The sequence below is a fragment of the Streptomyces gottesmaniae genome, assembly GCF_031845845.1.
Lineage (GTDB): Bacteria > Actinomycetota > Actinomycetes > Streptomycetales > Streptomycetaceae > Streptomyces > Streptomyces akebiae.
In genome coordinates, this window is sequence record NZ_JAVRFJ010000054.1 from 57,569 (window position 1) to 70,228 (window position 12,660).

The window sequence follows — 12,660 nt, forward strand, 5'->3', positions numbered from 1 at the left end:
GACGAGCACTCTTTGTTGTTTCCGGGGCTTTCCGGGACTTTCTTCATCTTCCCGTCGGGTCGAACCGTTGCTGCGACACCGGGTCCGCAAAGTGTGGACTCCGGGCACTGCATCAAGGGAGTTTCAGCATGGCATCCGGCACCGTGAAGTGGTTCAACTCGGAAAAGGGCTTCGGCTTCATCGAGCAGGAGGGTGGCGGCCCCGACGTCTTCGCCCACTACTCGAACATCGCCACGTCCGGCTTCCGTGAGCTTCAGGAAGGCCAGAAGGTGACCTTCGACGTCACGCAGGGCCAGAAGGGCCCCCAGGCCGAGAACATCGTTCCCGCCTGACTCTGACGCGTACGCATGAGCCGGGGCCCGCGCCCGAAAGGTGCGGGCCCCGGCTCGTGTGCGACAAGCGCCGCCGCATCGAGGAAGGTCCCCATGAACCGCACGGCTCGTACGAACAGCACCAGCTCCTCCCGGTCCCGCACCGAGGGCTCCGCCCGCACCGGCGCGACCCGGGGCAACCGCGCACGCTCGCAGGGCGCGGGGGCGGGCGAGCAAGGGGCTCCTTCCCGTGCGGCCGGAGCCGGATCGGCGACGGGCGGCACCGCCCAGGGCCGTTCGGCCGGCGGCGGCACCGGTGGTGCGGCCGCCAAGGGCGGGTCGGGCAGGAGCGGCGCGGGCCGCGGGGACACCGCCAAGAACACCACGGGCCGCGGGGACGCGAAGAGCACCGCCGGCCGTGGAAACACCGCCAAGGGCTCCCAGGCCAAGGGGGCCGCGGTCAAGAACGGCTCCGCCAGGTCCGGTGCGGCCAAGGCCGGCCGCGGTCGTCGGGGCGGTGGCGCGCGGACCGTCGCGGTCGCCGCCGGTGGGGAGTTCGCACTGCCGGTCACGGTCACGCCCGCGTTGCCCGCGGTGGAGACCTTCGCCGAACTCGATCTGCCCGCACGGCTGTTGGAGACGCTGGGCACCGAAGGGATGACCGAGCCCTTCCCGATCCAGGCCGCGACGCTGCCGAACTCACTGGCCGGCCGTGACGTCCTCGGCCGCGGCCGCACGGGCTCCGGCAAGACGCTCGCCTTCGGCCTCGCCCTGCTGGCCCGTACGGCCGGACAGCGCGCCGAGCCCCGGCAGCCGCTGGCCCTCGTCCTTGTCCCCACCCGCGAACTGGCCCAGCAGGTCACCGACGCCCTCACCCCGTACGCCCGCGCGCTGCGGCTGCGGCTCGCCACCGTGGTCGGCGGCATGTCCCTCGGACGCCAGGCGAGCGTGCTGCGCGGCGGCGCCGAAGTGGTCGTCGCGACCCCCGGCCGGCTCAAGGACCTCATAGACCGCGGCGACTGCCGCCTCGACCAGGTCGCGATCACCGTCCTGGACGAGGCCGACCAGATGGCCGACATGGGCTTCATGCCGCAGGTCACCGCGCTGCTCGACCAGGTGCGCCCCGACGGGCAGCGGCTGCTGTTCTCCGCCACCCTGGACCGCAACGTCGACCGGCTGGTCCGCGACTACCTGCACGACCCCGTCGTCCACTCCGTCGACCCCTCCGCGGGCGCGGTCACCACGATGGACCACCACGTGCTGCACATCGAGGACGACGACAAGCACGCCACCACGACCGAGATCGCCGCCCGCGAGGGGCGCGTGATCATGTTCCTGGACAGCAAGCACGCGACGGACCGGCTGGTCAAGAAGCTGCTGGCGGTGGGCGTGCGCGCCGCCGCCCTGCACGGCGGCAAGTCGCAGTCGCAGCGCAACCGGGCCCTGAGCCAGTTCAAGGACGGCGATGTGACGGCCCTGGTCGCCACCAACGTCGCGGCGCGGGGCATCCACGTCGACGACCTCGACCTCGTCGTCAACGTCGACCCGCCGGGCGACCACAAGGACTACCTGCACCGGGGCGGCCGTACGGCCCGTGCGGGCGAGTCCGGCACGGTCGTCACCCTCGTGCTGCCGCACCAGCGCCGTGACGTCACCCGGCTGATGGCGGTCGCCGGGATCACCCCGACCACCACGCGGGTCCGCTCGGGCGATGCGGACCTGAACCGCATCACCGGCGCGCAGGCGCCCTCCGGCGTCCCGGTCGTCCTCGCCCCGCCGGTCACCCAGCAACCGGCCGCCCGCCCCACGTCGGCGGCACGCGGCCGCCGCGGCCGCCCGTCCCAGGGACGCCGCCGCGCCCCGGCGAAGGGCAACGGCCGCTGAGCCGGTCGGTGCGGGCTCAGGCCAGGGACTCGAAGTACGCCTTCTGCGCGGGGTAGTAGTCGTCGAAGTCGGGCCGCGGGCCGCCCGTGCGTGCGGCGGTGAGCAGGTCCAGGTAGTACTCCCAGCCCGGTCCCGTCTCGCCGAGGTGCTCGGCGGAGGCGAGGTGATGGACCAGCCGGAGTTCGGTGGTGCCGTCGACCTCGGAGAGCAGCAGCTCCATCGACCAGGATCCGGCCTCGTCCTCCATCGAGACGGCGAGCCGGCGCGGCGGTTCACAGGCCTCGATCCGCACGGGGCACCAGGGCGCCGACTCCTCGAACACCAACCGCACCTCGACCGTGCGGCCGGGCCCCGCCTGACCGCGCCACGGGCCGAACCAGCGGGCGGTGCGCTCCGGTTCGGTGACACTCGCCCAGACGTCGTCGGCGGAGGCACGGTAGACGCGGGTGAGGATCAGGTCGTGCCCCGTCGGCGTGGGGACGAGCCGTCCGGTGGGTTCACGAGTCATGCCGTGTCCTCCTCGGAGTGGCGGGCGGTGCGCGGATGGTGCGCGGGCTCGGCCCGTGCGCGGTCCCGTCGGGTGCGGTGGACCTCGGTCTCCAGCGCCGCCAGACGCTGCGACCAGTCGAGACGCGCGGTGTCGAACCGGGCGAGCCAGGCGGCGAGGTCACCCAGCCGGGAGCGGACCAGCGAGTAGCGCCGATGGCGTCCGAGCTGCTCGTCCAGGACCAGGCCGCTCTCCCGCAGTACCCGCAGATGGCGGCTGATCGCGGGCCGGCTGATGGCGAACCGGGCGGCGATGTCACCCGCCGTCAGCGGCGTGCGGTGCAACATCATCAGGATCTCGCGGCGGACCGGATCGGCGATCGCGTCGGCCACCTCGCTCAGTCCGTCCGGCTCGCTCAGCCCGTCCCGCTCGTTCGCTTCACCCGGCTCGTCCACCCCAAAAGAGTAACCCATAAGTTACGCGTTGCGGAGTCCGTGGCCGCGAGGAACTCACAGGGGGGTGACGGGCGTTCACAGGGAGACGTGCGGAACGCACGCGGACGACCGGAACGACCGGCACGACACGGGCTGAAGCCGAGGTGGCACGCATGGCGATGTGGGATCGGATCAAGGACCAGGCCAAGGGTCTGCAGCAGCAGGCGCAGGGCGCGCGGGGCGGCAGCGGGCACGGGCAGCCGGGGGCGGGCCCCACGGGTGCCACGGCGGCCGGGTCCTCGGGGTCCGGGCGGTCCTCCGGCGGCTCGAAGGCCCAGCTGGTGAGCGCGCTCAAGTCCCAGCTCACCTCCCTCAAGACGGAGCTGAAGAGCGGCGCCTACCGGGACGCCAGCATGGCCATGTGCGCGCTGGTCGCCGCCGCCGACGGGAACGTGGACCCGGCCGAGCGGCAGCACGTGGAGTCGCTGATCCTGAACAACGACGTGCTGCAGAACTTCCCCGCGGACCAGCTGCGGCAGCGCTTCAACCGGCACGTGGACCAGCTCTCCCGCAACTTCCAGCAGGGCAAGGCCGAGGCCCTCACGGAGATCGCCAAGGCCGCGAAGAAGCCGACGGAGGCGCGGGCCGTCGTCCAGACCGGCTTCGTGGTCGCGGGCGCGGACGGGTACATCGCGCAGACCGAGGAGCAGGTCCTCCGCGAGGCCTGCGCCACCCTCGGCCTGTCCCCGCAGGAGTTCGGTCTCTGACACCGGCCGGCCACGCGGCGCGCGCCCTCCGAGAATCCCCTGGGCCGCCCCTTCGCGGCTCAGGGCAGCGGATCCGGGCGGCGGCCCCGGCGGAGGACGCGGCCGCACCAGACGACGACGGCCGCGTTGGCCAGGGCGCCGAGAAGCACGGCGCCGACGGCCATCGCGGCCCCGTCCGGCAGGGCGAGCCACACGAAGCTGACCGGGGCCGTGGCCAGGATGGGGACGACCATCGCCATGGACCCGCCCGAGCCGTCGTCGGAGCTCACCGCCAGCGCCCAGACCAGCAGACCGACGCAGAGCGCGAGGTAGGCGAGGGCGAGGAGATCGCCGGGGCTGGGGCGGCGGCGCGGGGAGGGCCGGCGCGGCACGGGAGCGGTCGGTTCCACGGTCATGGGGCGGTCCTGGTCTCCTCGGGTGGTCCTGGTCGGTCTCGGGGCGGGCCTGCTCGTCTCGGGTACTTCAGAGGTGGGTGCCCGGGGGGTTCGGGCGGGCCAGGCCCAGGTCGTAGGCGAAGATCGTGGCCTGGACGCGGTCGCGCAGGCCGAGTTTGCGGAGCAGGGCGTTCACGTGGGACTTCACGGTGCCGACGGTGATGCCTAGCTCCTCGGCGATCTCCGCGTTGGTGAGTCCGGTGGCGACCAGGGAGAGGACGCCTCGCTGACTGTCGGTCAGGGTGTCGAGGGCACGGAGGCTGTCGCCGTCCGCCGTCGCCGGCGTCGTACCGGACGCGTAGTGGCCGATGAGGCGACGGGTCGCGGACGGGGCGAGCACGCTCTCGCCGGCGGCCACCACCCGGATGCCGGCCAGCAGTTCGGCGGCGTGCACGTCCTTGAGGAGGAAGCCGGAGGCGCCGGCGCGCAGGGCGTCGAAGACGTACGCGTCGAGGTCGAAGGTGGTCAGGACGAGGACGCGGGGCGCGTCGTCCCGGCCGGTGATGATGCGGGTCGCGGCGATGCCGTCCAGTTGGGGCATCCGTACGTCCATGACGACGACGTCCGGTGCCAACTCCTCGGCCAGCCGCACCGCTTCGGCGCCGTCGGCGGCCTCACCGACGACCGTCATGTCCTCCTCCGCGTCGATCACGGCGGCGAACCCCGCCCGTACGATGCCCTGGTCGTCGACGACCAGCACCCTGAGGCTCATCCGTCACTTCCCTCTTCGTCCTCTGTCGCGTCGCCCTGCTGCGGAACCGGTGCCGCGGCGAGCGGCAGCCGAAGGTGGACCGTGTCCGTACCGCCGGCGGTCAGGGTGCCGCCGAGCGGCGCGACGCGGGCCGTCAGCCGCTCCCGTACGGCGGTGCGCGCGGCGCGCGGCACCCCGGTGGCGGTGAGCGTCAACGTACCGTCGTCCGCGTCGAATTCGAGCATCGCGGCTTGGTCGCCTCCGGCCGCGAGGATCGTTTCGGCGGCGTGGTAGGCAGCCAGATCGACCGCCGTGGGCAGGCGCTCGGGCACCCGGTCGGTCAGCCGTATCCGGACGTCACGGCCGGTGGCCCGGCTCTGGTGGGCGAGCAGGTCGAGGGCCTGGAGGGTGGGCTGCGGACGGCGTCCGGGGTCCGCGCCGCGTTCGCCGTCGCGGACGGTGTCGAGCAGGGCGCGCATCGCGGCGAGGGCCTCGCGGGCCCGCTCCGCGACCGCGTCGAGCCGGCCCGCCCGGGCCTCCACGACCATGTCGGCGGTTCGGGACAGCACGGTCGTCTCCAGCCCCGCCGCGATCCGCCGCCGCTCGGCCCACGCGTCCCGCACCGCCTCCTCGGTCCACACGGCGACCCGCTCGTCCCGCACCCCCCGGGCGTCCCTCTCCCGCCGCCCGCGCACCACCCCGCCCCACACGGCGCCCCCCGCCACGATCGCCACCCCGCCGCTCACCCCGATCCCGACCGCCCACGCGGGCAGCGTCGTACCCCGCCCGAGCACGGCGACGACCCCGGCGATGCTGTGCGCGACCACGGCCGCGAGCGGAAACACCACCGACTCGCGCATCCCGTCCAGAACGCCACGCACCGCGCCGCGCTCCGCGCCGTCCGCCGCGCTCGCCCTGGCCTCCGCCGCCCGCTCCGTCGTGGCCGTGGTGGCCGTGGCTGCCGTGGCTGCCGTGGCTGCCCGGTGGTCCTCCGCGATCCTGCGTGCCGTCCGGGTCGCGAGGGCCGCGCAGGTGGTGAGGAGGCTCAGGGCCGGGGGGAGAAGGGGTGGGCCGGTGTAGTGGGCCGTGGTCATGGCCAGGGGCCAGAGGAGGGGGAGGGCGAGGAGGGCGGTGAGGGCGGTCCGGGGGGCGCGGCGGAGCCACAGCAGCGTGAGGGCCTGGGCCGCGGCGAGCAGGGCGAAGAGGGTGCCGGGGGAGGCCTGTTCGGTGGCGGTGGCGGTGTCCGGGCGGATGACCAGCGCCGGGAGCAGGGGCTGCAGGACGAGGCCGACCGCGGCCACCAGCTGCGCCATCCGGTAGCCGCGCGGGAACGCCGCCTCCACCGGCGCGGCCGTCCGGCCGGGCAGTGCCGCCCGGATCTCCCAACCGCCCTCCCCCGTCGGCCCGCTGGTCAGCGTGCCGCCCGCCTCCCGCGCCCGCGAACGCAGGAACCCCTGGCCGCGCCCGCCCCCGAGGCCCGACGCGTGCGCCGTCGTCCCGGCGGGCGGCGCCGCGCTCGTGACCACGACGTCCGTGCGGGCGTCGCCGTAGCGCACCCGCACCCGGGTGTGCGCGCCCGGCGCGTGCCGGGCCACGTTGGTCAGGCCCTCGCGCACGATGCCGTACGCCGCGTCCGCGACGGCCCCGTCCGGCAGGGGGTCGATCTCGCAGTCGATCCGCTGGTCGAGGCGGCGGAACCCGGCGACCAGGTCCAGCAGCCGTTCCTCCGGCGACGGCAGGTCCTCCCGGGAGGGCGCCGGTGCCCGTACCGCGCCGAGCGCACGGGTGACCTCCTGGCCCGTCTCGACGGCGAACTCCAGCGCTTGTCCGGCCAGTTCGGGCCGCTGGTCACGCAGTCCGAGCGCGGCCCCCGCCGTGACGACGACAGCCGTCAGGTGATGGGCGCTGACATCGTGCAACTCCCGTTCCATCCGCCGCCGTTCGACCGCCGGCAGCCGATGCCGCTCCGACTCGGCCCGCTTCAGCCGCTGCTCGGCCGCCCACCGGGCGCGCCGGGACCGCCGCACGAGGAGACCGGCGCCGCAGACGGTGGCGTACAGCAGGGCGGTGAGGACGACGTCGAGGCCCGCGCGGTCGCTGAGGCCGTGCAGGCTGATCTGCTGGAGAAACTGCCAGGTGGCGAGCGCCACCGCGCACAACACGGCGGTGAAGGTGTCGCGTTCGGTCGCCACGGTGTACAGGGCCAGCGCGACGCCCGCCGTGCCGAGCAGGGCCGTCGCCCCGACGGGCAGCGGGCCCGCACCCAGCGCGCACGCGACGGCGACCACGACGAGGGCGGCCACCGGGTGGCTGCGGCGCAGCACCAGCGCGGCCGTCACGACTCCGGCGACCAGGGCGGCCACCAGCAGGGCAGCCCCGCTCGGGACGGTCCCACGCACCAGTGCCGCCCCGGGCCACACCACGGCCTGGGCGACGATCAACAGGACCGGGAGCAGCCGGTCGTCCTCTGTCCGCATCATGGCGCCCTCAGGCTAGAACGGAGACGGGCCGCCCCGAGTCCGGCTGGAGGCCGAGGTCCTCCTCGTACCTGGGTTATAGGCGCGCGGGGCGGGGCGCCGCCCGCCGGTGCCGACTCCTGGCGGGTGGGGGGTGGCGGGTCCTGGTGGGTGGCGGGTCCTGGTGGGTGCCGGGCCTTGCCGTTGCCAAGGGCCGTCGAGGCGCGGGCGCTCGGGTTGTGTGGTGCGGGGGGCGCCGTCCACAGGCTGTGGACGGTCGGTGATCGGCCGTCGGCCGTCGGTCGGTGGTCGACGGCCGTCGGTCGGTGGTCGTCGGCCGTCGGTCGGTGGTCGTCGGCCGTCGGTCGGTGGTCGGTGGTCGACGGCCGTCGGCCGGTGGTCGACGGGCCCGCGCCAACACGGACCTGGAGCCGACGAGATCTGACCGGGCCCCGAGGCCCCCTCGACCCCGCTCCCGGCATGCCGTTGTCAGTGCCGGGGGCTAGTCTCCGGACCAACCGACCGTAAGCCCGTTTGTCCGTTTCAGGGAGGTTCTCATGGTCTCGCGGCTCAACCCCTACCTCAGTTTCGACGGCGACGCCCGGCAGGCGATGGAGTTCTACAAGGAGGTCTTCGGCGGCGAGCTGACGCTGCACACCTTCGGCGACTTCGGCCAGCCCGGCGCCCCGGAGTCCGACAAGATCATGCACGGCACGCTGGAGGCACCGAACGGCTTCACCCTCATGGGCGCCGACACCCCGCCCGGCATGGAGTACCAGCCCGGCGGCAGCTTCTCCGTGAGCCTCAGCGGCGAGGACGACACCGAGCTGCGGGGCTACTGGGAGAAGCTCTCCGCGGGCGGCACCGTCTCCGTCCCGCTCGACAAGCAGATGTGGGGCGACGTCTTCGGCATGTGCACGGACCGTTTCGGCGTCCCGTGGATGGTCAACATCAGCGAGCCGCAGGGCTGATCGCCGACGGTTCGCGGAGGTGTGACCCACCCGGAGCGACCCACCCGGAGGCGTACCCGCGTGCCGTGCCGGCCGTCATCGAGACGACCGGCACGGCACGCGCGTCCCTCAGCCGAACGTGACGTTCAACTTGCCGTCGCTGCCGAAGGACCAGTGCAGCCCGCCGGAGTACGAGGAGCACCGGGACCCGTTCGTCCCGGACCAGAACTGGTTGGAGCTGTCGGAGCTGCCGATGATCCGGTCGTTCGTCCCGCTCCCGCTGCGGCACGAGGTGTTGTCGCGGAACACCGACGTACCGCCGTCGAAGTTGAAGTTCCGCTCGGTGTTGTCGATGCTCACGTTGCCGGAGACCGCCATGGTGCCCGGGTTGCTGTTCCACGTGAAACCGTGCTTGCCGTTGTCGTAGGCGATGCTGCGCCGGACGATGTGGTTCACCGCGATGTCGTCGCCGCCGAGCTTGTAGCCGTTGCGGTCACCGTTGCCGGCCTGCGAGCCGTCGCTGAGCGTGCCGTTCTCGTAGGCGAGGGAGTCCTCGATGGTCACCGGACCGATGGGCCCGGTGTCCGGCTTGGTGTAGAGGTCCCAGCCGTCGTCGATGTTGTTGTGGGCGACGGCATACCGGAACACGTTCCCGGACCCGGTCGTCAGCTTCGCCGCGAACCCGTCCGCGTCCTCGCCGTCGGAGTCGGCATTGTCGTGCGACTCGGCGCTCAGGATGAGGTTGTTGGCGGGCCACTCGCTGCTGGGCGAGGTGGAGGAGATACGGCCGAGCTGGAGGCCCGTGTCGCGGTTGAAGCGGGTCACCGTGCGCTCGATGACGTTGTTGCTGCCGCCGACGTAGATGCCATTGTCCCCGGCCCGCTCGACGACGAGACCCTTGACGTGCCAGTACGAGGCGTTGAGCTGCAACCCCCGGTTCGACGAACTCTCGCTCTGGGCGGAGAAGTTGAGGACCGGCGTCTCGCCCGGGTAGGCGGTCAGGGTCGTACGGGCGGCGGAGGTCCCGGAGCTGCCGACCGGGATCGTGACGGTCGACGCCTGGGCGTACGTGCCGCCACGCAGATAGATCGTCCCGCCGGCCGTGATCCGGCTGATGGCCGAGGTGAGGGTGGTGGGGGCGGAGACGGTGCCGGCCGCGCTGTCGGTCCCGGTCGGCGAGACGTAGAGGGCGGAACTCGACGGCGGCGGGGTGGTGCCGCCGCCCTCGGGCACGTTGGCGTCGAGGTAGTCGATGTTGGGGAGTCCGGTGGCGACAGTGGGGTTGATCCGGATGACGTTGCTGCCCGACGTGACCGGCACCGTCAGCGTCTTGGTGGTCCACACCGTCCAGGTGCCGGTGGTCTCGAAGGACGTGGTCGCGGCGGTCGTACCGTTCACGGTGACGCTCGCGGCCCGCGCGGCCGTGGTGCCGTTGGCGAACCGGACGGACAGGGTCGCCGTGCCCGATGCGGGTGCGGACACGGTGAACTGTGCGTAGGCGCCGGCGGCGTTGGTGCCGTTGCAGAATCCGCTGCCCGAATATCCGGCCCAGTCGGAGTCGATCGTCCCGGTGCAGACGGCGGGTGCCGTCTCGGCCTCGTACCGGGTGGTGGCGGCCTGCGCCGCCGTACCGGACAGCGCGACCAGCAGCCCTGCCACCAGGCCTGCGCTCGCCGTCGCCATGACGGGTCTCACGTGCGTCGATTGCATCGTTCGGTCTCCAGGGATGAGATCCAGAATGTGGTCCGAAGTGCATGCAGAAAGCGCTTTCCCTGGGAGGGAGTGTCAGGGGGTGAACTGGGCACGTCAATAGAACGCGCAAACTTTTGTTCACATGGATGAACTCAGAGGGCGAGGGAAGACAGGAGGGAGGGGAGGGTGGCGGCCAGGGTGAGGGTTGAGATGTAGGCGGTTTGCGAGGCCGTCGTGGGTCGGTGCGGGTTGGCGTGACCTGCGGGTAGTCATCTCGGCAGGTGAAGATCGTCCGAGGATGTGAACGTCATGGCGTCATGAGCTCGGGACGTACGCCCTCACGCAGGTGAACCCGCCTTCGAGGGGCGTCGATGCCCGCACCGGCGACGACGGCGGCGTACTCGGCGGCACGCCGCGCCTCCTCGCCGGGCGCGGCCAGCCGGACGGTCGACAGCCGGGTGCCCACGGCCGGCGTGCGGTTCTGGATCTGCCGGGCGAGCTGGGCGCGGAGTTGCTCGTACGGGGGGCGAGCGGGGGGGACGGGCGAGGGCGAGTCGATGACGATCACCGGCTCACCGACCGCTCGTGGCATGCCGTGCCGCCACCGCGCCGCTCCGCGCGGTCCCAGTCAATCGGTCGCCGGGGCCCGGGCGTTGAGCCGGGCGGCCTGGCGGGTGAGGTGAGCGCGTTCGGCGAGGTTGGGGGCCTTGTGGGCGGCCTCGGCGTAGAGCCGTGCGGCCTTGGCCAGGTCGCCGTCGCGCTCGTGGAGGTGGGCCGCGACCGCGGTGTGGCGGGGCAGGGAGTCGTCCAGTTCGGCGAGCGCGGCCAGACCGGCGCGGGGTCCGTCGGCCTCGCCGACGGCGACCGCGCGGTTGAGCCGGACGATGGGGTTGTCGGTCAGCCGGGCCAGCTCGTCGTACCACTCGACGATCTGCACCCAGTCGGTCTCGTCGGCGGTGGGCGCGTCGGCGTGCAGGGCGGCGATGGCGGCCTGGGCCTGGAACTCGCCGAGCCGGTCGCGCGCGAGGGCCGTCTGAAGGATCCGCACGCCCTCGGCGATGAGGCGCGTGTCCCACCGGCCGCGGTCCTGTTCGGCGAGCGGCACCAGGCTGCCGTCGGGCGCGGTCCGGGCGGCGCGCCGGGCGTGGTGGAGCAGCATGAGGGCGAGCAGCCCGGCCACCTCGGGATGGTCGATCGCGGCCGCGAGCTGCCGGGTGAGCCGGATGGCCTCGGCCGCGAGGTCGACGTCGCCGGAGTAACCCTCGTTGAAGACGAGGTAGAGCACGCGCAGCACGGTGGCGACGTCGCCGGGCTGGCCCAGGCGCACGCCGGAGACCGTCCGCTTGGCCCGGCTGATGCGCTGCGCCATGGTCGCCTCGGGCACCAGGTAGGCCTGCGCGATCTGGCGGGTGGTCAGCCCTCCGACGGCGCGCAGGGTGAGCGCGACCGCCGACGCGGGGGTGAGCGACGGGTGGGCGCAGAGGAAGTAGAGCTGGAGCGTGTCGTCCACGGCGGGCGCGGGCCCGGCCACCGGCTCCTCCTCGACGCGGTCCTCACGCCGACGGCGGGCGGCGTCGGCGCGGGTCGCGTCGAGGAACTTCCGCCAGGCCACGGTGACCAGCCAGCCCTTGGGATCCCGCGGCGGGTCGGCCGGCCAGAGCCGGAGCGCCTCGACCAGCGCGTCCTGGACGGCGTCCTCGGCCGCCGCGAAGTCGGCTCCGCGGCGGACGAGGACGGTGAGCACGCCCGGTGTGAGGCTCCTGAGCAGGACCTCGTCCATCTCTGCCCCCGTGGACATCGTTTACCTCGTGGACCTGGGCATTGTCGACCTCGTGGACCTCTGAGAGGTCACTCCGTGATGGTGGGCGGCGCGGTCAGGAAAGGGCGCACCTCCAGCCACTCGTGGATGGGCTTGCCGCCCGCCCCCGGGGCGGCCGACAGCTCCCCGGCCAGCTCGACGGCGCGCTCGTAGCTGTCGACGTCGATGATCATCCAGCCGGCGATGACGTCCTTGGTCTCCGCGAACGGACCGTCGGTCACCGGCGGGCGTCCCTCGCCGTCGTAGCGGACCCACGCCCCCTCGGGCGCGAGCGCCTGGCCGTCGACGAACTCGCCCGTCTTCTCCAGCCGCGCGGCGAAGTCGTGCATGTACTGCATGTGCGCCGAGACCTCCTCCGGGGTCCACCGGTCCATCGGCACGTCGTTGACCGGGGCCGGGGCGCCGCGGTAGTGCTTCAGCAGCAGGTACTTGGCCATCGTCGTTCTCCTCGGTCCTCGTGCGACCCATTGTGGTCGCGTTCAACTCGGGGACGGAGCGGGACTCGGGTTCTCGACATCGCAATCGGGATCGCCGTGGGTTTTTTCCGGGGACTTTTTGAGGAGCGAGTCCGGAGACTTTTGGGTGCCGGGCAGGAGCGGGTGAGGGCAGCGGCAAGGGCTGCGGATGGCCTGGCAGCGGGGACCGCGGCAGGGGCGGGCCCGGGGCGGCAGGCCTGACACGAGCCGGACGCCGGGCGGACGCGAGCCGGACGCGGGACGGGCGGGGGCCGGACGC

Annotated in this window: 13 protein-coding genes; 4 read left to right on the forward strand and 9 right to left on the reverse strand. The window is 73.2% G+C overall.

Annotated elements, in window-relative coordinates:
- Positions 1 to 128 precede the first annotated feature (128 nt).
- Together RM704_RS40525 and RM704_RS40530 are read left to right on the forward strand one after the other, a co-directional pair.
- On the forward strand, positions 129 to 332 hold the full coding sequence (locus RM704_RS40525) for a cold-shock protein (RefSeq protein WP_005483357.1): 204 nt from the start codon (positions 129 to 131) through the stop codon (positions 330 to 332).
- A gap of 93 nt (positions 333 to 425) precedes the next feature.
- Positions 426 to 2,195 carry a DEAD/DEAH box helicase gene (locus RM704_RS40530; protein ID WP_033530444.1) on the forward strand — a complete coding sequence of 590 codons (1,770 nt, stop codon included), beginning with the start codon at positions 426 to 428 and terminating at the stop codon, positions 2,193 to 2,195.
- 16 nt (positions 2,196 to 2,211) lie between these two features.
- On the opposite strand, the gene RM704_RS40535 is transcribed toward RM704_RS40530, so the two are convergent.
- Together RM704_RS40535 and RM704_RS40540 are read right to left on the reverse strand one after the other, a co-directional pair.
- Positions 2,212 to 2,703 (reverse strand): SRPBCC family protein, encoded by a 492-nt coding sequence (locus RM704_RS40535; RefSeq protein WP_033530445.1) that lies wholly within the window; start codon positions 2,701 to 2,703, stop codon positions 2,212 to 2,214.
- Positions 2,700 to 3,137, reverse strand: coding sequence for a metalloregulator ArsR/SmtB family transcription factor (locus tag RM704_RS40540; RefSeq protein WP_311592876.1), 438 nt, complete (start codon positions 3,135 to 3,137; stop codon positions 2,700 to 2,702). Before RM704_RS40540 ends, RM704_RS40535 begins: the two co-directional genes overlap by 4 nt.
- 152 nt (positions 3,138 to 3,289) lie before the next feature.
- Between RM704_RS40540 and RM704_RS40545 the strand changes: the two genes are divergently transcribed.
- Positions 3,290 to 3,883 carry a tellurite resistance TerB family protein gene (locus RM704_RS40545; protein WP_033530446.1) on the forward strand — a complete coding sequence of 198 codons (594 nt, stop codon included), beginning with the start codon at positions 3,290 to 3,292 and terminating at the stop codon, positions 3,881 to 3,883.
- Positions 3,884 to 3,942: 59 nt separating this feature from the next.
- Here the strand turns inward: RM704_RS40545 and RM704_RS40550 are convergent, their stop codons facing one another.
- From RM704_RS40550 to RM704_RS40560, 3 genes are all read right to left on the reverse strand, one after another.
- Positions 3,943 to 4,278, reverse strand: coding sequence for an SCO4225 family membrane protein (locus tag RM704_RS40550; RefSeq protein ID WP_052146341.1), 336 nt, complete (start codon positions 4,276 to 4,278; stop codon positions 3,943 to 3,945).
- A gap of 67 nt (positions 4,279 to 4,345) precedes the next feature.
- Complete coding sequence (locus tag RM704_RS40555) at positions 4,346 to 5,029, reverse strand: response regulator (protein ID WP_033530447.1); 684 nt, start codon at positions 5,027 to 5,029, stop codon at positions 4,346 to 4,348.
- Entirely contained in the window at positions 5,026 to 7,485 is a 2,460-nt protein-coding gene (locus RM704_RS40560) for a sensor histidine kinase (RefSeq protein WP_033530766.1), read from the reverse strand. Before RM704_RS40560 ends, RM704_RS40555 begins: the two co-directional genes overlap by 4 nt.
- Positions 7,486 to 8,021: 536 nt before the next feature.
- Between RM704_RS40560 and RM704_RS40565 the strand changes: the two genes are divergently transcribed.
- The gene (locus RM704_RS40565; protein ID WP_033530448.1) at positions 8,022 to 8,435 is read left to right on the forward strand and encodes a VOC family protein; all 414 of its coding nucleotides are present in this window, start codon (positions 8,022 to 8,024) and stop codon (positions 8,433 to 8,435) included.
- Between the two features lie 108 nt (positions 8,436 to 8,543).
- Here the strand turns inward: RM704_RS40565 and RM704_RS40570 are convergent, their stop codons facing one another.
- The 4 genes from RM704_RS40570 to RM704_RS40585 form a co-directional block, all read right to left on the reverse strand.
- Positions 8,544 to 10,124, reverse strand: a complete 1,581-nt coding sequence (locus RM704_RS40570; RefSeq protein ID WP_192829789.1) for a right-handed parallel beta-helix repeat-containing protein — start codon at positions 10,122 to 10,124, stop codon at positions 8,544 to 8,546.
- 289 nt (positions 10,125 to 10,413) lie between these two features.
- Entirely contained in the window at positions 10,414 to 10,698 is a 285-nt protein-coding gene (locus RM704_RS40575; protein ID WP_311592883.1) for a hypothetical protein, read from the reverse strand.
- A 36-nt stretch (positions 10,699 to 10,734) separates the two neighbouring features.
- Positions 10,735 to 11,886, reverse strand: coding sequence for an RNA polymerase sigma factor (locus RM704_RS40580; protein WP_033530449.1), 1,152 nt, complete (start codon positions 11,884 to 11,886; stop codon positions 10,735 to 10,737).
- Positions 11,887 to 11,954: 68 nt separating this feature from the next.
- A complete protein-coding gene (locus tag RM704_RS40585; protein ID WP_033530450.1) occupies positions 11,955 to 12,362 on the reverse strand; it encodes a YciI family protein in 408 nt (135 codons plus the stop codon).
- Positions 12,363 to 12,660 lie beyond the last annotated feature (298 nt).